At 44.2% G+C, this 20,110-nt stretch carries 15 protein-coding genes and 5 tRNA genes; 16 read left to right on the top strand and 4 right to left on the bottom strand.

Annotation, left to right across the window (positions count from 1 at the left end; genetic code table 11):
• The first annotated feature begins 93 nt into the window (after positions 1-93).
• Positions 94-177 (top strand) — tRNA-OTHER (locus tag VHA01S_RS11680).
• Positions 178-297: 120 nt separating this feature from the next.
• Here VHA01S_RS11680 and pssA read toward each other — a convergent pair.
• Positions 298-1,638 carry a CDP-diacylglycerol--serine O-phosphatidyltransferase gene (gene pssA, locus VHA01S_RS11685; protein ID WP_023404585.1) on the bottom strand — a complete coding sequence of 447 codons (1,341 nt, stop codon included), beginning with the start codon at positions 1,636-1,638 and terminating at the stop codon, positions 298-300.
• A 103-nt stretch (positions 1,639-1,741) separates the two neighbouring features.
• Positions 1,742-2,167: a GNAT family N-acetyltransferase gene (locus VHA01S_RS11690; RefSeq protein WP_039970797.1), complete on the bottom strand. Its 426-nt coding sequence runs from the start codon at positions 2,165-2,167 to the stop codon at positions 1,742-1,744.
• 97 nt (positions 2,168-2,264) lie between these two features.
• Between VHA01S_RS11690 and murB the strand changes: the two genes are divergently transcribed.
• Positions 2,265-3,326 (top strand): UDP-N-acetylmuramate dehydrogenase, encoded by a 1,062-nt coding sequence (murB, locus tag VHA01S_RS11695; RefSeq protein ID WP_023404587.1) that lies wholly within the window; start codon positions 2,265-2,267, stop codon positions 3,324-3,326.
• Complete coding sequence (birA, locus tag VHA01S_RS11700) at positions 3,313-4,272, top strand: bifunctional biotin--[acetyl-CoA-carboxylase] ligase/biotin operon repressor BirA (protein WP_023404588.1); 960 nt, start codon at positions 3,313-3,315, stop codon at positions 4,270-4,272. The genes murB and birA overlap by 14 nt, the downstream gene beginning before the upstream one ends.
• Here birA and coaA read toward each other — a convergent pair.
• Positions 4,261-5,184, bottom strand: coding sequence for a type I pantothenate kinase (coaA, locus tag VHA01S_RS11705; protein WP_023404589.1), 924 nt, complete (start codon positions 5,182-5,184; stop codon positions 4,261-4,263). The two genes, birA and coaA, sit on opposite strands and share 12 nt — an antisense overlap.
• Before the next feature lie 201 nt (positions 5,185-5,385).
• On the opposite strand from coaA, the gene VHA01S_RS11710 reads away from it, so the two are divergent.
• From VHA01S_RS11710 to rpoC, 13 genes are all read left to right on the top strand, one after another.
• Positions 5,386-5,461 (top strand) — tRNA-Thr (locus VHA01S_RS11710).
• A gap of 23 nt (positions 5,462-5,484) precedes the next feature.
• Positions 5,485-5,569, top strand: a tRNA-Tyr gene (locus VHA01S_RS11715).
• 35 nt (positions 5,570-5,604) lie between these two features.
• Positions 5,605-5,679: transfer RNA gene (locus VHA01S_RS11720), tRNA-Gly, on the top strand.
• Between the two features lie 12 nt (positions 5,680-5,691).
• Positions 5,692-5,767: transfer RNA gene (locus tag VHA01S_RS11725), tRNA-Thr, on the top strand.
• Between the two features lie 104 nt (positions 5,768-5,871).
• A complete protein-coding gene (tuf, locus tag VHA01S_RS11730; RefSeq protein ID WP_023404590.1) occupies positions 5,872-7,056 on the top strand; it encodes an elongation factor Tu in 1,185 nt (394 codons plus the stop codon).
• 256 nt (positions 7,057-7,312) lie between these two features.
• Positions 7,313-7,690: a preprotein translocase subunit SecE gene (secE, locus tag VHA01S_RS11735; RefSeq protein WP_023404591.1), complete on the top strand. Its 378-nt coding sequence runs from the start codon at positions 7,313-7,315 to the stop codon at positions 7,688-7,690.
• 11 nt (positions 7,691-7,701) lie between these two features.
• Positions 7,702-8,250, top strand: coding sequence for a transcription termination/antitermination protein NusG (gene nusG / locus VHA01S_RS11740; RefSeq protein WP_023404592.1), 549 nt, complete (start codon positions 7,702-7,704; stop codon positions 8,248-8,250).
• Positions 8,251-8,391: 141 nt separating this feature from the next.
• Positions 8,392-8,820: a 50S ribosomal protein L11 gene (rplK, locus tag VHA01S_RS11745; protein ID WP_021714674.1), complete on the top strand. Its 429-nt coding sequence runs from the start codon at positions 8,392-8,394 to the stop codon at positions 8,818-8,820.
• Positions 8,821-8,824: 4 nt separating this feature from the next.
• Entirely contained in the window at positions 8,825-9,529 is a 705-nt protein-coding gene (rplA, locus tag VHA01S_RS11750) for a 50S ribosomal protein L1 (protein ID WP_023404593.1), read from the top strand.
• 274 nt (positions 9,530-9,803) lie between these two features.
• On the top strand, positions 9,804-10,298 hold the full coding sequence (rplJ, locus tag VHA01S_RS11755; RefSeq protein ID WP_021714676.1) for a 50S ribosomal protein L10: 495 nt from the start codon (positions 9,804-9,806) through the stop codon (positions 10,296-10,298).
• Positions 10,299-10,355: 57 nt separating this feature from the next.
• Complete coding sequence (gene rplL / locus VHA01S_RS11760; protein ID WP_023404594.1) at positions 10,356-10,724, top strand: 50S ribosomal protein L7/L12; 369 nt, start codon at positions 10,356-10,358, stop codon at positions 10,722-10,724.
• Between the two features lie 231 nt (positions 10,725-10,955).
• On the top strand, positions 10,956-14,984 hold the full coding sequence (gene rpoB, locus VHA01S_RS11765; RefSeq protein WP_023404595.1) for a DNA-directed RNA polymerase subunit beta: 4,029 nt from the start codon (positions 10,956-10,958) through the stop codon (positions 14,982-14,984).
• An 81-nt stretch (positions 14,985-15,065) separates the two neighbouring features.
• The gene (gene rpoC, locus VHA01S_RS11770) at positions 15,066-19,274 is read left to right on the top strand and encodes a DNA-directed RNA polymerase subunit beta' (protein WP_023404596.1); all 4,209 of its coding nucleotides are present in this window, start codon (positions 15,066-15,068) and stop codon (positions 19,272-19,274) included.
• 210 nt (positions 19,275-19,484) lie between these two features.
• On the opposite strand, the gene VHA01S_RS11775 is transcribed toward rpoC, so the two are convergent.
• Positions 19,485-19,976 (bottom strand): Rsd/AlgQ family anti-sigma factor, encoded by a 492-nt coding sequence (locus VHA01S_RS11775; RefSeq protein ID WP_023404597.1) that lies wholly within the window; start codon positions 19,974-19,976, stop codon positions 19,485-19,487.
• Positions 19,977-20,110: the final 134 nt, after the last annotated feature.

Consider the following 20,110-nt stretch of genomic DNA (forward strand, 5'->3'; position numbering starts at 1 on the left):
CCTGCATTTTGTTCACTTCTTTCTGTTGTAGGCACTCTTTCTACCTATATACGAAAGCGAGGTTTTTTTCAGGTTGAGAAACTAAAGAATTCTAAGGGTGTAGCTCCAATTGGCAGAGCAGCGGATTCAGCTAATCCCTCAAGACAGCGCGTGTTGGGAGTTCGAATCTCTCCACCCTGCCTTTTTTGTATCTGTGATTTCTGGCTATCAATCCTGTTTGAAAGCAATATATTTTGGGCAATAAAAAGCCCTCATATAAAGATGAGGGCTGATAAATGAAAAGGTTGGTAGTAGAGACTACAGAAGCTGTTTAAGCACTCTGTCAGCCTTTATACGGGTAACTTTTCGTAATAGCTTTTGCACAGGTTCAGGATAGTGTTCAATCTTCTCTATGTGCTTATAGCTACCGATACGTTGGGTATCTTTAAGGATGTTCTCAAACTCTTGTTCAAACTGAGTAGTTAGATAACCATTAGGATCTCTAACCAATAGAGCGTTCTCTAAGTCCAGTTTCCAAGCTCTTGGGTTTAAGTTACTTCCAGTAATCAACATGTTCTTCTTGTCGACCCACATGCCTTTCAGGTGGTAGCTGTTTGCTTGGTCTTTCCATAATAGGATGTCTAGCTTACGACATGCGATATTGGCTTCATTCGCTTTTAAGAAGCGACGTAGGTTCATCTCATATAGATAGGGTAGACCCCCAACAGTTTTAAATTCTTCTTCTGGATCGATAAAGAAATCATTGGCTGTTTTATCGCCGACGATAATCGAAATCTTAACACCGCGTCGTAATGCTTTTTTAAGCTCTCTAGCAACACTTTTTGGGAAGTTGAAGTAAGGTGTACAAATTTGAATTTCTTCTTTGGCATCTTTGATCAGTTGTATGATCGCCATATTAAGAAGGTTTCTGCGTTTGCCTACACCAACAATCGGCGTAATAGCGATTTTATCTGCATCGATCTTCGCGCTTTCAAATTGATAGTTTGTTACCGCCAAACTTGCTCTAAGTTGGCGAATAGCGCCTTTCAATGACTTAGTCGAAGGTCGTTGTTGCTGTGTTAACGAGTTCACTGCAGGATTTTTAACGAGAGCATCTGTAATGTATGTAGCCATAGCATCGGCAATTGCTGGACTATAAATCTGATGGTATCGATCAAAGCGATATCGGTCTTGATGATGAAGGTAGATATTATTGATGCTGGCGCCACTATACAAAATGGTATCGTCGAAGATAAAGCCTTTTAGGTGGAGTACACCAAACACTTCTTTTCCTCGAACAGGTACACCATATACAGGTACAACATGTGAATGGGACTCAGCCATTCTGGTGTACATAGCGGCATTACCATCTGATGATTCTGCACCAATTAAACCGCGCTGGGCTCGATGCCAATCAACACAGATTTGGATATCTAAACCAGGATTAGCTTGCTTTGCTTTGTAGATCTCACCAAAGACCTCTCGCCCAGCTTCATCGTCCTCAAGATATAAGGCTGCGATGTAGATACGCTTTTTGGCTGTTTTAATAAGCTCTAGTAGCTGTGCTTTGAACTCTTTTGCCGAATAAAGTGTTCTAAAGTCTTTTGGATCAACGGGAACTGCTTTTAGTCCATCGATGATATTCTTAGCTAAAACCATTATGAGTATTAGGTCCTATAAAGGGCTGATCTAGCCAACCATTTTATCAAATTTGAAGCTTGACTGCCTAGATGAATTGATAAAACAATTACCAATAAAGCACTTATCCGCAATATTGCATGATAATTAGTGGTTTTCCTGCCTGAGTGTAGCGCAAATATAGCTTTTGTAAGGTTGAAGGTAGCACTTCGAGTTCAATGCATCTAAAACCATGCGCACCATACATTGCTTGCAAATGTTGATAAGCAAAACAGTATACGCTGTCATTAAGGATATCGGTTTTACAGTGTTGTAACAGACGTGATGCAATGCCTTGCTGTCTTGCTTCAGGTATGACCATCATTCCGGTGAGCAACTGCCATTTATCGATAGTTCTAAATCTCACGACTCCCACAATACTAGAATTGATTTCAGCCACGAGAATTTGCTCTCCAGCTTTGATCTTGGTGGAAGGGTAATGGGACTTATAGAGCTTCTTTAAGATAGGGAGTCGTATAGGCTCCAAATGTTTGATGGTAAGACTGTTCATTAATTAACTGCGCAAAGGACCTTGTTCCAGTATTATAAAGGTAAGCGGTCAATATTACCCTTTAGAAACCCTAATTGGGAATGGAACAATTAACACTATGATGCACGTTACCCCTCAAGCTGAACTGTCTTCCTATCATACCTTTTCAATTAAAGCCCACTGTGACTTTCTTGTAGAAGCAACTTCGCTAGACGATCTTATCCAAATATACACTCACTCAGAATGGAAGAACTTGCCTAAGTTACCTCTTGGTACGGGCAGCAATATGCTATTTACCGAACATTTCGCCGGTGTAGCTATTCTAAATCGATTGAAGGGCAGAGAGATAAAAGAGGATGAGCAACATTTTCTACTGGAAGTTGCTGCAGGCGAAGACTGGCCAAGCTTAGTGGAGTGGGCTGTTGATAAAGGTATGTTTGGTTTAGAGAATCTCGCCTTGATCCCAGGATGTGCAGGAACAGCCCCTATTCAAAATATTGGCGCTTATGGTATTGAGTTTAAAGATGTTTGTGATTTTGTTGAATATCTTGATTTAGAGTCATTAACCCTAAAACGCTTATCTTGTAATGAGTGTTACTTTGCTTATCGAGACTCTATCTTTAAACAGCAGTTATCTGGCAAGGCGTTGATCACTAAGGTAGGGCTTAAGCTCTCTAAAGTATGGACACCAAAAACCGCCTATGGCGCTCTACAGCAACTCATAGAAGGTGAGCCTTCTGCAAGAAAGATCTTTGACGCAGTTTGCCAAGTTCGTCGCTCTAAGCTCCCTGACCCTAAGGTTATGGGTAATGCGGGGAGCTTTTTCAAAAACCCGGTTATTCCGACTGCACAGTTTACCGAACTGCAGAAGCGCTATCCTAATATCGTAGGTTATCCAGCAGGAGAGCAAATGAAGGTCGCTGCAGGTTGGCTCATCGATAATGCAGGATTGAAGGGTTATACCCATGGCGGGGCACGTGTGCATGCTCAGCAAGCTTTAGTCATCGTTAATTTCAATCAGGCAGTCGCGACGGATGTGTTGGCGGTAGCGTGGCATGTAAGAGAAACCATTCTGCAGAAATACCAAATTGAGTTAGAACACGAAGTACGCTTTATGGGAAGTAAGCAAGAAACCAACTTAGTTAGCCTATTTCAAGGTGCAAGCAATGAAAGACTTTAGCTTTAAACTCAAGCTAATCGATGAGCTGAGTTCCGGTATGTTCCTCTCTGGTGAACAATTGGGTGAGAAGTTTGGTGTATCAAGAGCGGCGATAGCGCGACATATAAAAGCCATTCAAGATTTAGGTATTGATGTATATAGCGTGAAAGGTAAAGGCTATCGATTGGAGCAGCCTCTAGATTTACTCGATCAACAAGCATTACAGCATCGGCTAAGTTCGCCTATTGAGGTGATCTCGGTCATTGATTCCACTAATCAACGCATGTTGGGTCAAGCAGATCTACAGTCGGGCAGTGTATGTGTTGCAGAATATCAAACGCAGGGGCGCGGGCGCAGAGGACGTGAATGGGTTTCTCCGTTTGGCTCTAATATCTATTACTCAATGTATTGGCGTCTTGAAGCCGGTTTACCCGCCGCTATGGGTATCAGTTTAGTGATTGGATTGGCTTTGGTGGATGCTCTAGAGCAATTGGGTATCGATGGTCTAAAGCTAAAGTGGCCAAATGATGTGTATCACAACAATAAAAAATTAGCAGGGATTCTCGTTGAACTGTCAGGGCAGGCAGGAGATGCGGCAAACTTAGTGATTGGTATTGGCTTGAATGTGTCTATGCCTGAGCATGTCCAAGGTATCGATCAACCTTGGACTAGCCTTAAAGAAATCTCAACCACACAGCCGATTGCGCGTAATGACATTGTAGTCACCATGACTGAGACTTTACGTAATGCTATTTCTATCTATGAGCAAAAAGGATTGAAGCCCTTTTTAAGTCAGTGGAATCGCTATGATAATTTCCTAGACCAACCTATTAAGTTACTTATGGGCAATAGGCAGGTCATTGGAGTATGTAAAGGAATTAACGAACAAGGCGCTTTGTTACTCGATACAGGTACTGATATCGAATCCTTTATTGGTGGCGAAATATCAGTAAGATCAGCTTCTTAGAAGAATTTGATTCACTTTGTGATCGAGCGCTTTTTTCAGAATAAGGTTCGCTCTCATTTTGGTTGGCAATATGTTTGCAATGAGGTTTTTACCATTAATCTCGCACCAAATAGAGTGAGCCTTAGCCACCGCTTCTTCTTTGGTGAGTTTAGTGTAATGACCAAAGTAAGAGTTAGTCTCTTTAAACGCCCCATAACGGAACTTGAGAAAGCGATTAATATACCACTCTTCAATTAATGAACTATCCGCGTCGACATAAATAGAAAAGTCGAGAAAGTCTGACACAAACACTCGATGTGACTGATCAGGATAATCCATTCCCGACTGCAGTACGTTTAAACCCTCTAAAATGAGAATGTCAGGTCTATCTACTACTTCAACTTCATCGGTAATATCGTAAGTAAGATGAGAGTATATCGGCGCTTTAACCTTCGCTTTTCCGGCTTTTACGTCAGAAACAAAATCAACTAGGCGCTGGATATCATAGGATTCAGGAAATCCCTTGCGATCCATAATGCCTTTCTCTTGCAAAACTTTATTTGGATATAAAAAACCATCCGTCGTAATCAACGCCACTTTCGGATGATCGCCCCAACGAGAGAGTAGGGCTTGCATAACACGCGCCGTGGTACTTTTGCCCACAGCAACACTACCGGCAATGCCTACAATAAATGGGTTATGACTATCCTCTCGATGCAGAAAAGTATCTAACACCCTTTGGCGCCGCTGTTGTGAGCCAGCATGGAGGTTAATTAATCGAGATAAAGGAAGGTAGATCTCTTCCACTTCAGTCGTATCAAGGTTCTCATTGATACCACGTAGCTCTTCGATATCAGAATCATTTAACACCATAGGTACAGAAGCTTTTAGCTTAGACCATTGCTGTCGATTGAATTTCATATGTGGAGTCATCGGGATCCTTCCTTTTGTGCGTCGCATCAACATACATGAAGAGATAAATATTTCAATTGTGACGAGGAAAAGGAGTGATGATTTAGCGGAAACATGATGAAAAATCAGTCTTGGCTCAATGTAAAAGCAAAAAGTATCATATTTTTGCATTTTCTTATTGCAAGGTTCGAAATCATCCCATAGAATGCGCTCCACTTATGTGCCGACTTAGCTCAGTAGGTAGAGCAACTGACTTGTAATCAGTAGGTCACCAGTTCGATTCCGGTAGTCGGCACCACTTTCTTTATGAAAGCAAAATTTGGTGGGGTTCCCGAGTGGCCAAAGGGATCAGACTGTAAATCTGACGGCACTGCCTTCGATGGTTCGAATCCATCTCCCACCACCATTTTCTTAAGGAAATAGCTCACAGAGTTACGTGTTGCGGGCATCGTATAATGGCTATTACCTCAGCCTTCCAAGCTGATGATGCGGGTTCGATTCCCGCTGCCCGCTCCAACCTATTCGTGTGCTGATATAGCTCAGTTGGTAGAGCGCACCCTTGGTAAGGGTGAGGTCGGCGGTTCAAATCCGCCTATCAGCACCAGCTCTCAAGCAATTATTTCCTTTTGATATATACTTTACATCCAATTTATTTGGTTGCGTGGTCTACAAAGCCACTTTATAAACCGTACCTAGAGGAACACGCTCGTGTCTAAAGAAAAATTTGAACGTACGAAACCGCACGTAAACGTTGGTACTATCGGCCACGTTGACCACGGTAAAACAACTCTAACTGCTGCTATCTGTACTACTTTGTCAAAAGTATACGGTGGTGAAGCTAAAGATTTCGCATCTATCGATAACGCTCCTGAAGAGCGTGAGCGCGGTATCACAATCGCTACTTCTCACGTAGAGTACGATACTCCTGAACGTCACTACGCACACGTAGACTGTCCTGGACACGCCGATTATGTTAAAAACATGATCACTGGTGCTGCTCAAATGGACGGCGGTATCCTAGTTGTTGCTGCTACAGATGGCCCTATGCCACAAACTCGTGAGCACATCCTACTTGGTCGTCAGGTTGGTATCCCTTACATCATCGTATTCATGAACAAATGTGACATGGTTGATGACGAAGAGCTACTTGAACTAGTAGAAATGGAAGTTCGTGAACTTCTTTCTGAGTACGAATACCCAGGAGATGATCTTCCAGTAATCCAAGGTTCTGCACTTGGCGCACTAAACGGCGAGAAGCAGTGGGAAGACAAGATCGTTGAGCTTGCAGAAGCACTAGATTCTTACATCCCACTTCCAGAGCGTGCTGTTGACCAACCGTTCCTACTACCAATTGAAGATGTATTCTCAATTCAAGGTCGTGGTACTGTTGTTACTGGTCGTATCGAGCGCGGTATCCTACGCGTAGGTGACGAAGTAGAAATCGTTGGTATCAAAGAAACGACTCTTACTACTTGTACTGGTGTTGAAATGTTCCGTAAACTGCTTGACGAAGGTCGTGCTGGTGAGAACGTTGGTGCACTACTACGTGGTACTAAGCGTGATGACGTTGAACGTGGCCAAGTACTTGCTGCTAAAGGTTCTATCAACCCACACACTAAATTTGAGTCAGAAGTATACGTTCTTTCTAAAGATGAAGGCGGCCGTCATACTCCTTTCTTCAAAGGTTACCGTCCACAGTTCTACTTCCGTACAACTGACGTAACAGGCGACATCACTCTACCTGAAGGCGTAGAAATGGTAATGCCAGGTGACAACGTTCAAATGACTGTTGAGCTAATCGCTCCAATCGCAATGGACGAAGGTCTACGTTTCGCAATCCGCGAAGGTGGCCGTACCGTTGGTGCTGGTGTTGTTGCTAAGATTTTCGATTAATAATTGACGAAATCTAAACAAAAGGGCATCATTTGATGCCCTTTTTCTGCGCTATTGTTTATGATGGGAAGGTAAATTGCTTTTATTGTCATTAAACAAGCGAAGAATTTTAAGAATTTTGATTTCTATTGTGGGTTTTATAGCCTGTATTAGAAAGAAAGTTCTAAAGGAATGTGCTGATTTACAGCATTAATGAATAGGCCCTGCAACAGCGGGGTTATTGTCGTCTATAGTAAGACTTGTCACAGGTTAGTTTATGAAAGCAAATGCAGAAACTCCTGATAGCTCAAGTGCAGCAGACATCTTCAAGTGGATTGTCGTTTTTGCTCTGCTAGCCGCTGCTGTTGTAGGTAATCATCTATATGGTGAAATGTCTGTAGTGATTCGCGCTGCGAGTGTTGTTGCATTAATTGCAATCGCTCTTGGTGTGGCAGCTACGACCACCAAAGGTAAAACAGCGATCGTCTTTGCTCGCGAATCTCGTATGGAGATCCGCAAGGTTGTTTGGCCAACTCGCCAAGAAACTATGCAAACGACTTTGATCGTATTGGCTGTAAGTATTGTTACGGCTCTAGCGCTTTGGGGCATTGACGGAATTATGGTTCGTCTTGTTTCTCTAGCGACTGGAGTGTGAGGGTTTAATTCATGAGTGAAGCACCAAAGAAACGTTGGTATGTGGTTCAGGCTTTTTCTGGTTTTGAAGGTCGCGTAGCTACTTCCCTTCGTGAACATATCCGAATGCATGATATGGAAGACTTTTTTGGCGATGTACTAGTTCCAACTGAAGAAGTTGTCGAAATGCGTGCAGGTCAACGTCGTAAAAGCGAACGTAAATTCTTCCCAGGCTATGTGCTTGTTCAAATGATCATGAACGATGAATCATGGCACCTTGTGCGTAGCGTTCCACGCGTTATGGGCTTTATTGGTGGCACTTCAGATAAACCTGCACCTATCACTGACAAAGAAGCTGACGCTATCTTGAATCGTCTTGAGAAAGCTAGCGAAGCTCCTCGTCCTCGTACTATGTACGAAGCGGGTGAGGTTGTTCGTGTTAATGACGGTCCTTTTGCTGACTTCAACGGTACTGTTGAAGAAGTAGATTATGAGAAGAGTCGCCTAAAAGTGTCGGTATCGATTTTCGGTCGTGCGACACCAGTAGAACTCGAATTTGGTCAAGTTGAAAAAGTTGACTAAAAAATAGGCTTTAGGGCTTGTTTGAGGCGTGAATTGTATCTATAATTCGCGCCTCTTTACTTCTTTATGTGAAGTAAGGCGTTTTAATACAACGGGGAGCTGGCCGTATGGCAGCGTTACCACCCAAAATTAGGAAATATCATGGCTAAGAAAGTTGAAGCTTATATCAAACTGCAAGTTGCAGCAGGTATGGCGAACCCGTCGCCACCAGTTGGTCCTGCTCTAGGTCAACACGGTGTGAACATCATGGAATTCTGTAAAGCGTTTAACGCAAAAACAGAATCTGTTGAGAAAGGTCTACCAATCCCAGTTGTTATCTCTGTATACAACGACCGTTCTTTCACGTTCGAAACTAAGACTCCACCTGCAGCAGTTCTTCTGCTTAAAGCAGCTGGCATCAAGTCTGGTTCTGGTCGTCCGAACACTGAGAAAGTTGGTACTGTAACTGACGCTCAAGTTCAAGAGATTGCAGAAACTAAAGCTGCAGACATGACTGGCGCTGACATCGAAGCGATGAAGCGTTCTATCGCGGGTACTGCTCGTTCAATGGGCCTAGTGGTAGAGGGTTAAGACAATGGCAAAACTTACTAAGCGTATGCGCGTTATTCGCGAAAAAGTTGACGTTACTAAAGAGTACGAAATCAACGAAGCAGTTGCACTTCTTAAAGAACTAGCAACAGCTAAATTCAATGAAAGTGTTGACGTTGCTGTTAACCTTGGCATTGACGCTCGTAAATCAGACCAAAACGTACGTGGTGCAACTGTACTACCTCACGGTACTGGTCGTGAAATTCGCGTTGCTGTGTTCACTCAAGGTGCAAACGCAGAAGCAGCGAAAGAAGCTGGTGCTGACATCGTTGGTATGGAAGACCTAGCTGAACAAGTTAAGAAAGGCGTAATGGACTTTGACGTTGTTGTTGCTTCTCCAGATGCAATGCGCGTTGTTGGTCAACTAGGTACTATCCTAGGTCCACGCGGTCTTATGCCAAACCCTAAAGTTGGTACTGTAACTCCTAACGTTGCTCAAGCGGTTAAGAACGCTAAAGCAGGTCAGGTTCGTTACCGTAACGACAAAAACGGCATCATCCACACTACTATCGGTAAAGCATCTTTCGAAGCATCTGAGCTTCAAGAGAACTTAGAAGCACTTCTAATTGCTCTTAAGAAAGCTAAGCCGTCTTCAGCGAAGGGTGCCTTCCTGAAGAAAATTAGCATCTCTACTACAATGGGTGCTGGTGTTGCTGTTGATCAGGCTAGCCTGAACACTCAAGCAAGCTAATCTTGCTTAGGCGCGAAATTAGTGTATAATCTCGCGCCTAATATTTGTGGTTGGGGCTAACTCAAACATTTCGATGTAAGAGTGAGTCTCCGTCCAAGACCGTAGGCGTCACAGGCTTTTTTTAGCGATGTGACTTAATAGTAAACCTACGTAGATGGTGCCCGATCTGACAGAAAGCAAACTTGCAAAAGATTGCCTTTCTTCTGGGACTGCACCGTTTTTACTCTCACCAATTTTGGTGAGTGGTGTAACGACAACCAGGAGTAAATCCAAAATGGCTTTAAACCTTCAAGACAAAAAAGCAATTGTTGCTGAAGTCAACGAAGCTGCCAGTGGTGCACTTTCTGCAGTTGTAGCTGATTCTCGTGGCGTTACTGTTGGCGCGATGACTTCTCTACGTAAACAAGCTCGTGAAGCTGGTGTTTACATGAGAGTTGTTCGTAACACTCTAGCACGCCGTGCAGTAGAAGGTACTGATTACGAGTGTCTATCTGACACTTTTACCGGTCCTACTCTAGTTGCATTCTCTAATGAGCACCCAGGTGCTGCAGCGCGTCTTTTCAAAGACTTCGCTAAAGAGAACAAAGATTTCGAGATCAAAGCTGCTGCATTTGAAGGCGCGGTTACTGACGCAGATGTACTAGCGACTCTACCAACTTACGACGAAGCTATCGCACGCCTAATGATGTGCATGAAAGAAGCTTCTGCAGGCAAGCTGGTACGTACTATCGCTGCACTACGCGATCAAAAAGAAGAAGCAGCGGCTTAAGCCTTGCTTTTTACTGGTTGCAAAATAAACTTATTGTTGACTTAAAAGAGAATTGTTATGTCTATTACTAACGAGCAAATCCTAGACGCAGTTGCAGAAATGTCTGTAATGCAAGTTGTTGAGCTTATCGAAGCTATGGAAGAAAAATTCGGCGTATCTGCTGCAGCTGCAGTAGTTGCTGGTGGCGCAGCTGGCGGCGACGCTGCTGAAGAGCAAACTGAATTTGACGTAATCCTAACTGCAGTTGGCGGAAACAAAGTTTCTGTAATCAAAGCAGTACGTGGCGCTACAGGTCTTGGCCTGAAAGAAGCTAAAGGTCTAGTTGATAGTGCTCCTGCACCGCTTAAAGAAGCTGTTTCTAAAGAAGAAGCAGAAGCTCTTAAAGCTACTCTAGAAGAAGCTGGTGCTTCTGTTGAAGTTAAGTAATTATTACTTGATTTCTTAGCCGTATGGCTAATGGCTGGTGGTTTATTAACCACCGGCCTTTTTGCGCTGTAGGGTTCTGGCGTTTTTTCACTGTTTCGTCGCCTTAATCCGAGCAAAACCAATACTCTATTTCTTTTGAGTATTGTTACTTTAAACAGTTGTTAGTCTCTGTCTTTTGTTTTGTGCAAATAATCGACAGTTGGGTCACTTATCAGCGAGCTGAGGAACCCCATGGTTTACTCTTATACCGAGAAAAAGCGCATCCGTAAGGATTTTGGTACTCGTCCACAAGTATTGGACGTTCCATACCTGCTATCGATCCAGCTTGATTCTTTCGATAAATTCATCGAACAGGATCCTGAAGGACAATACGGTCTAGAAGCTGCTTTTCGTTCTGTTTTTCCAATTCAGAGCTACAACGGCAATTCTGAGCTGCAATACGTTAGCTACCGTCTTGGTGAACCAGTATTTGATGTTAAAGAATGTCAAATCCGAGGTGTCACTTATTCAAAACCGCTGCGCGTTAAGCTGCGTCTAGTTGTATTCGACAAAGACGCACCAGCTGGTACTGTAAAAGATATTAAAGAACAAGAAGTCTACATGGGTGAAATTCCACTCATGACTGACAATGGTACCTTCGTGATCAATGGTACCGAGAGGGTTATCGTATCCCAGCTTCACAGAAGCCCTGGTGTATTCTTCGACAGCGATAAGGGTAAGACTCACTCTTCTGGTAAAGTTCTGTATAACGCGCGCGTTATTCCTTACCGTGGTTCATGGTTAGACTTTGAATTCGATCCAAAAGATAGCCTGTTTGTCCGTATCGACCGTCGTCGTAAACTTCCTGCGTCTATTATCCTACGTGCGTTGGGTAAATCGACTGAAGAGATCCTAGATCTGTTCTTCGAAAAAGTGCGTTTTGAAGTTCAAAACCAAACTCTAATGATGGAGTTGGTACCAGAGCGTCTACGTGGCGAAACTGCTTCTTTTGATATTGAAGCAAACGGTAAAACTTACATTGAAGCTGGTCGTCGTGTTACAGCTCGTCATATCCGCAATCTTGAAAAAGATGGCGTTGAGTTCATCGAAGTACCTGTTGAGTACATCGTTGGTAAAGTAGCTTCTAAAGACTACATTGACGAGAACACTGGCGAAATCGTTGTAGGCGCGAACCAAGAGTTCAGCCTAGAAAGCCTAGCGAACCTAGCGCAAGCTGGTCACTCTAAACTAGAAGTACTGTTCACGAACGACCTAGATCACGGTCCATTCATGTCAGATACACTTCGTGGTGATAGTACTACTGACCGTCTATCTGCATTGGTAGAAATCTACCGCATGATGCGCCCTGGCGAGCCACCAACGAAAGAAGCAGCTGAATCTTTATTCGCAAGCTTGTTCTTCTCTGAAGAACGTTACGACCTATCAACGGTAGGCCGTATGAAGTTCAACAGCTCTATCATGCGTGAAGACGCAGGTGAGCAAGGTATTCTTGACGAAACCGATATCATTGAAGTGATGAAGAAACTCATCTCTATCCGTAATGGTAAAGGCGAAGTTGATGATATCGACCACCTTGGTAACCGTCGTATTCGCTCTGTAGGCGAAATGGCAGAAAACCAATTCCGTGTTGGTCTTGTTCGTGTTGAACGTGCTGTTAAAGAACGTTTAAGCCTTGGTGACCTTGATGCAATCATGCCTCAAGATCTAATCAACGCTAAGCCAATTTCTGCGGCAGTGAAAGAGTTCTTTGGCTCTTCACAGTTGTCTCAGTTTATGGATCAGAACAACCCGCTTTCAGAAGTTACTCACAAACGTCGTATCTCAGCGTTAGGTCCTGGCGGTCTAACTCGTGAGCGTGCTGGCTTTGAGGTTCGTGACGTTCACGTTACGCACTACGGTCGTCTATGTCCGATCGAAACTCCTGAAGGTCCAAACATCGGTTTGATTAACTCACTATCTGCGTACGCACGTTGTAATGAGTTTGGTTTCCTTGAAACCCCTTACCGTCGCGTTGTTGACGGTGTAGTAACCGAAGATGTTGATTACCTATCTGCAATCGAAGAAGGTCAATACGTTATCGCTCAGGCGAACACAGTACTGACTGCAGACAACCTATTTGCTGACGAATTGATCACTGCCCGCTTGAAGGGTGAATCAGGTCTGCACCCACGTGAAAACGTGAGTTACATGGATGTCGCGACGAACCAGGTAGTATCTATCGCTGCATCTCTAATCCCATTCCTAGAGCACGATGATGCAAACCGTGCATTGATGGGTGCGAACATGCAACGTCAGGCAGTTCCTACACTTAAGGCTGATAAGCCTCTAGTAGGTACTGGTGTTGAACGCAACATTGCGGTTGACTCTGGTGTTACAGCGGTAGCGAAACGTGGCGGTACAGTTCAGTCTGTAGACGCATCACGTATCGTTGTTAAGGTTAATGAAAATGAATTGGTACCTGGCGAAGCTGGTATCGATATCTACAACCTGACTAAATACACGCGTTCTAACCAGAACACTTGTATTAACCAACGTCCAACCGTGCTACCTGGCGAACCAGTAGCTAAAGGTGACGTTCTAGCAGATGGTCCTTCTACCGACCTTGGCGAATTGGCTCTTGGCCAAAACATGCGTATCGCATTCATGCCTTGGAATGGTTATAACTTTGAGGATTCAATCCTAGTTTCTGAGCGTGTAGTACAAGAAGATCGCTTTACTACTATCCACATCCAAGAGCTTTCTTGTGTGGCGCGTGATACTAAGCTTGGTTCTGAAGAAATCACTGCTGATATTCCAAACGTAGGTGAAGCTGCTCTATCTAAACTAGATGAGTCAGGTATCGTTTACATTGGTGCTGAAGTTAAGGGTGGCGACATCCTAGTTGGTAAAGTGACGCCTAAAGGTGAAACACAGCTAACTCCTGAAGAGAAACTATTACGAGCTATCTTCGGTGAAAAAGCATCTGACGTTAAAGATACTTCACTGCGTGTACCTAACTCTGTTTCAGGTACCATCATTGACGTTCAAGTCTTCACTCGCGATGGCGTAGAGAAAGACAAGCGTGCTCTAGAAATTGAGCAAATGCAGCTAAAAGAAGCGAAGAAAGACCTTACTGAAGAATTCCAGATTCTTGAGGGTGGCCTTCTAAACCGTGTTCGTGCTGTATTGATTGCTGGTGGTTACTCAGAAGCGAAACTGGACACTATTAACCGCAAACAGTGGTTAGAACTAAATCTTGAAGATGACGCACTGCAATCTCAACTTGAGCAACTTGCAGAGCAATACGACGAGCTAAAAGCTGATTTCGATAAGAAATTTGAAACTAAGCGTCGTAAGATCACTCAAGGTGATGATCTAGCACCTGGCGTTCTTAAGATCGTTAAAGTTTACCTAGCGGTTAGACGTCGTATCCAGCCTGGTGACAAGATGGCGGGTCGTCACGGTAACAAGGGTGTAATCTCTAAGATCAACCCTGTTGAAGACATGCCTTACGATGAGAAAGGTCAACCGGTCGATATCGTTCTGAACCCACTAGGTGTACCATCACGTATGAACATCGGTCAGATCCTTGAAGTTCACTTGGGTCTAGCAGCTAAAGGTATCGGTGACAAGATCAACCAAATGGTTAAAGAGCAACAGGAACTGGCTAAGTTCCGTGAGTTCTTACAGAAGGTTTATGATCTTGGTGATACTCGTCAAAACGTAGATATTGCTGAACTATCGGACGATCAAGTTCGTACGCTAGTTAAGAACCTACGTGGCGGTCTACCAATTGCGACTCCAGTATTTGATGGTGCTTCTGAGACGAACATCAAGAAACTACTGAAACTAGGCGATCTACCAGAATCTGGTCAGCTTACCTTGTTTGATGGTCGTACCGGTGATGCGTTTGAGCGTCCTGTAACTGTAGGTTACATGTACATGCTGAAACTGAACCACTTGGTTGATGACAAGATGCACGCACGTTCTACTGGCTCTTACAGCCTAGTAACTCAGCAACCACTTGGTGGTAAAGCTCAGTTCGGTGGTCAGCGTTTCGGTGAGATGGAAGTATGGGCACTAGAAGCATACGGTGCTGCTTACACTCTACAAGAAATGCTAACCGTTAAGTCGGATGACGTGAATGGCCGTACTAAGATGTATAAAAACATCGTAGATGGTAACCACTCGATGGAACCAGGCATGCCGGAATCATTCAACGTATTGTTGAAAGAAATCCGCTCGCTAGGTATTAACATCGAGCTAGAAGACGAAGAGTAATTCTTTTCTTATAAGAGAAAAGTGATTACTTGGTAAGAGGGCGCTCCTCGAGCGCCTTTTAACTCCTTGCAGGAGCTGACAGTGAAAGATTTACTAAACTTTCTTAAAGCACAACACAAGACTGAAGAATTTGATGCAATCAAAATCGGTCTTTCTTCACCGGACATGATTCGTTCATGGTCTTTTGGTGAAGTGAAAAAGCCAGAGACGATCAACTATCGTACGTTCAAACCTGAACGTGATGGTTTGTTCTGTGCGCGTATTTTTGGCCCAGTCAAAGATTACGAATGTCTATGTGGCAAATACAAGCGTCTGAAGCACCGCGGTGTTATCTGTGAGAAGTGTGGCGTAGAAGTTACACAAACTAAAGTTCGTCGTGACCGTATGGGCCACATCGAGCTGGCGTCGCCTGTAGCTCATATTTGGTTCCTAAAATCACTACCGTCTCGTATCGGTCTACTAATGGATATCCCACTGCGTGATATCGAACGTGTTCTTTACTTCGAAATGTACGTAGTAACAGAACCGGGTATGACAGATCTAGAAAAAGGTCAGATGCTTACTGAAGAAGAGTATCTAGACAAGCTAGAAGAGTGGGGTGACGAGTTCACTGCTAAGATGGGTGCAGAAGCGATCAAAGATCTGCTTTCTACCATGGATCTTGTGCAAGAAGCTGAACTAATGCGCGAAGAGTTAGAAACAACTAACTCTGAAACTAAGCGTAAAAAAGTTACGAAGCGCTTGAAGCTAGTTGAAGCATTTGTTTCTTCGGGTAACAACCCAGAATGGATGATTCTGACTGTACTTCCAGTACTTCCACCAGATCTACGTCCACTAGTTCCACTAGATGGCGGTCGTTTTGCGACTTCAGATCTGAACGACCTATACCGTCGTGTTATTAACCGTAACAACCGTTTGAAGCGTCTACTAGAGCTATCAGCTCCGGACATCATCGTACGTAACGAAAAACGTATGTTGCAAGAGTCTGTTGATGCCCTTCTAGATAACGGTCGTCGCGGTCGTGCTATCACAGGTTCTAACAAACGTCCTCTTAAATCTCTTGCTGATATGATCAAGGGTAAACAAGGTCGTTTCCGTCAGAACTTGCTTGGTAAGCGTGTAGACTACTCTGGCCGTTCTGTAATCACAGTAGGTCCATACCTTCGTCTGCACCAATGTGGTCTTCCTAAGAAGATGGCACTTGAGCTATTCAAACCATTCATCTACAGCAAGCTTGAGCTTCGTGGTCTAGCGACAACGATCAAAGCGGCTAAGAAAATGGTAGAGCGCGAAGAAGCGGTTGTTTGGGATATCCTAGACGAAGTTATTCGTGAACACCCAGTACTATTGAACCGTGCACCTACACTTCACCGTCTAGGTATCCAAGCGTTCGAACCAGTACTAATCGAAGGTAAAGCGATTCAGCTTCACCCACTAGTGTGTGCGGCATATAACGCCGACTTCGATGGTGACCAGATGGCGGTACACGTACCTCTAACTCTGGAAGCTCAGTTAGAAGCACGTACACTGATGATGTCGACAAACAACATTCTGTCGCCAGCGTCAGGTGATCCTATCATCGTACCTTCTCAGGACGTTGTATTGGGTCTTTACTACATGACACGTGATAAGATCAACGTGAAAGGTGAAGGCATGTACCTTGCTGGCCCAGAAGAGGCTGAAAAGGCATACCGCACTAAGACCGCTGAACTACACGCACGTGTTAAAGTTCGTCTTACTGAAACCATCAAAGATGATGAAGGTAATCTGACTACCGAAACTAAGCTATTTGATACGACGGTTGGTCGTGCAATGCTTTGGCAGATCGTTCCAGCGGGCCTACCGTTTGAACTAGTAAACCAAAAACTAGGTAAGAAGCAGATTTCTAAACTTCTTGATGAGGCTTACCGTAAGCTTGGCCTGAAAGACACTGTAGTCTTCGCTGACCAAATCATGTACACAGGTTTTGCATACGCTGCACTATCTGGCGTATCTGTTGGTATCGATGACATGGTGGTTCCTCAAGCTAAATACGATGAGATTGAATCAGCTGAAGAAGAAGTACGCGAAATCCAAGAGCAATACCAATCTGGTTTGGTAACTGCGGGTGAGCGTTACAACAAAGTTATCGATATCTGGGCGTCTACCAACGACCGTGTTGCGAAAGCAATGATGGATAACCTATCTTCAGAAACTGTGATTAACCGTGATGGTGAAGAAGAACAACAAGAGTCTTTCAACAGCATCTACATGATGGCCGACTCCGGTGCTCGTGGTTCTGCAGCGCAGATTCGTCAGCTAGCGGGTATGCGTGGTCTGATGGCTCGTCCAGATGGTTCAATCATCGAGACGCCAATCACAGCGAACTTTAAAGAAGGTCTAAACGTACTTCAGTACTTTATCTCAACGCACGGTGCTCGTAAGGGTCTTGCGGATACAGCACTGAAAACAGCGAACTCCGGTTACCTAACGCGTCGTCTAGTAGACGTTGCACAGGACGTTGTAGTTCACGAACACGATTGTGGCACTCATGAAGGTGTTGAAATGATGCCTCATATCGAGGGTGGTGACGTTAAAGTTCCACTTTCTGAATTGGCTCTAGGTCGTGTTGTTGCTGAAGACGTTCTGAAACCAGGTACTGAAGAAGTTCTGATTCCACGTAATACTCTAATTGATGAGAAGTGGTGTCAGGTAATGGACGAGAACTCTGTAGATCGAATGAAAGTTCGCTCAGTAGTTACTTGTGACGCTGACTTTGGTTGTTGTGCATTGTGTTACGGTCGTGACCTAGCACGTGGTCACCTAGTGAACCAAGGTGAAGCAGTTGGTGTTATCGCTGCTCAGTCTATCGGTGAACCTGGTACACAGCTTACAATGCGTACGTTCCACATCGGTGGTGCTGCTTCGACAGCGGCTGCTGAGAACAGCATTCAAACTAAGAACGACGGTACTCCTTTCCTTCATAACGTTAAATTCGTTGTGAACAAAGAAGGCAAACTAGTTGTGACTTCTCGTGCGTCTGAACTAACCATCGTTGATGCGTTAGGTCGTACAAAAGAGAAACACAAACTGCCGTACGGTACAGTTCTTAACATCAAAGAAAGCGATATCGAATCAGCTAAGCTTGAATCTGGTTATGTAATCGCTAACTGGGAAGCGCATACACTGCCAATCATCACTGAAGTGGCAGGTCGCATCCAGTACGTTGATATGATTGATGGCGTAACAGTTGCTCGTCACACTGATGACCTTACAGGTCTATCTTCAAGTGAAGTAACTGACCCAGCAGCACGTCCTGCTGCGGGTAAAGACATGCGTCCAGCTATCAAGCTTGTTGATGACAAAGGTAACGATGTAATGATCCCTGGTACTGATATGCCAGCTCAATACTTCCTACCGGGTAAAGCGATTGTAAACATCGAAGATGGCGCTGAAGTTGGCGTTGGTGACACTCTTGCACGTATCCCTCAGAAATCTGGCGGAAACAAAGATATCACCGGTGGTCTACCACGCGTAGCCGACCTATTCGAAGCACGTAAGCCGAAAGAGCCTGCGATTCTTGCTGAGCACACAGGTACTGTGTCATTCGGTAAAGAAACGAAAGGTAAACGTCGCCTAGTAATCACTCGTGAAGGTGGAGACACTTACGAAGAGATGATTCCTAAGCATCGTCAGCTTAACGTATTCGAAGGTGAGAAGGTTGAACGTGGTGACGTAATCGCTGATGGTCCTGAGACTCCACATGACATCCTACGTTTACGTGGTATTCATGCTATGACTCAGTACATCGCTAACGAAGTACAAGAAGTTTACCGTCTACAAGGCGTTAAGATTAACGATAAGCACATCGAGACTATCGTTCGTCAAATGCTACGTAAGTGTACTATTACGCACACTGGTGACTCTGAGTTCCTACCTGGCGAGCAAGTGGAATACTCACAAGTTAAGATTGCTAACCGTGCCCTAGAAGCAGAAGGCAAAGAGCCAGCTGGCTTTGAGCGTGAGCTACTAGGTATCACTAAAGCATCTCTAGCAACTGAGTCGTTCATCTCTGCGGCATCGTTCCAGGAGACAACTCGCGTACTAACAGAAGCTGCGGTTTCTGGTAAGCGTGATGAGCTACGTGGTCTGAAAGAAAACGTAATCGTGGGTCGTCTGATCCCAGCGGGTACGGGTTTTGCTTACCACCAAGATCGTCAAGCTAAGCGTGAAGATCAAGCGGGTCCATCTGCTGAACAAGCAACGGATAACCTAGCTGCACTATTGAACGCAGGTTTCTCTGACGAGTAATCAGGCTTTCTAGTGAATAGCAAAAAGGCACCTTAGGGTGCCTTTTTTAATGCCTGAAATTCAAAGATTATAGTGTGAGCAAAATGGAGATATAAAGGTACTGTGCTAACAGACAAGTGGTTAATCAATTTCCGATTAGGTGAGGGTATCGAGCTCGTAAGAAAACCTAGGAAGCAGTGGGCATCCTAGGTTTTTTATCAAAGTAGCACTCTAAGCGCCGGGTGGAATCGCTAGACTATCGGCAATTAATTTAATAAGTAGGTCTTCTACTTCAAACCTAAGTTCTAGCACTTCACCAACCTTAGACATATCACTTTCAAAGTCATGTAGGTCGTCATCACTGATTTCTGCATATTTATCAGTAAAGCTCAGCAAAGGTTCGGTTGTGAGTACAATCTTAGCGTAGGTGTGGCTGATTTCCTCAGTGGACTGAAAGCCCGTAGAGCTCCACTTATCCATGACCATGTCATAGATTTTAAAGTGACCTTCAGAGATGTAATCGACGAGATGTTGAGAAAACTCGTGAAGTTCTTCTTTGGATGGCAAGGTGACCACATTAGATGCAACCGAAGCTGGCTGTAATGCGGCAAGTTTCACGTATCTCACTAGTAACGCTTGTCGCGTCTCTAGCCAATGGTCAATGACCTCACTTGAGCCACCCCATTCTTCTTGTACTTGTCTGAATTTCTTTAGCATGACCATGTCCTCATGATCCTTTACCGGTCAGGTAAAGCTCTCGAATACAACGAGAGGGTTCCATATTAATATCGAAATTATGTTTTACACCAACAGCTTTCAATCAATTCATTGTGCGACTGGTATAGATTTAGATTGCC

The organism is Vibrio halioticoli NBRC 102217 (genome assembly GCF_000496695.1).
GTDB lineage: Bacteria > Pseudomonadota > Gammaproteobacteria > Enterobacterales > Vibrionaceae > Vibrio > Vibrio halioticoli.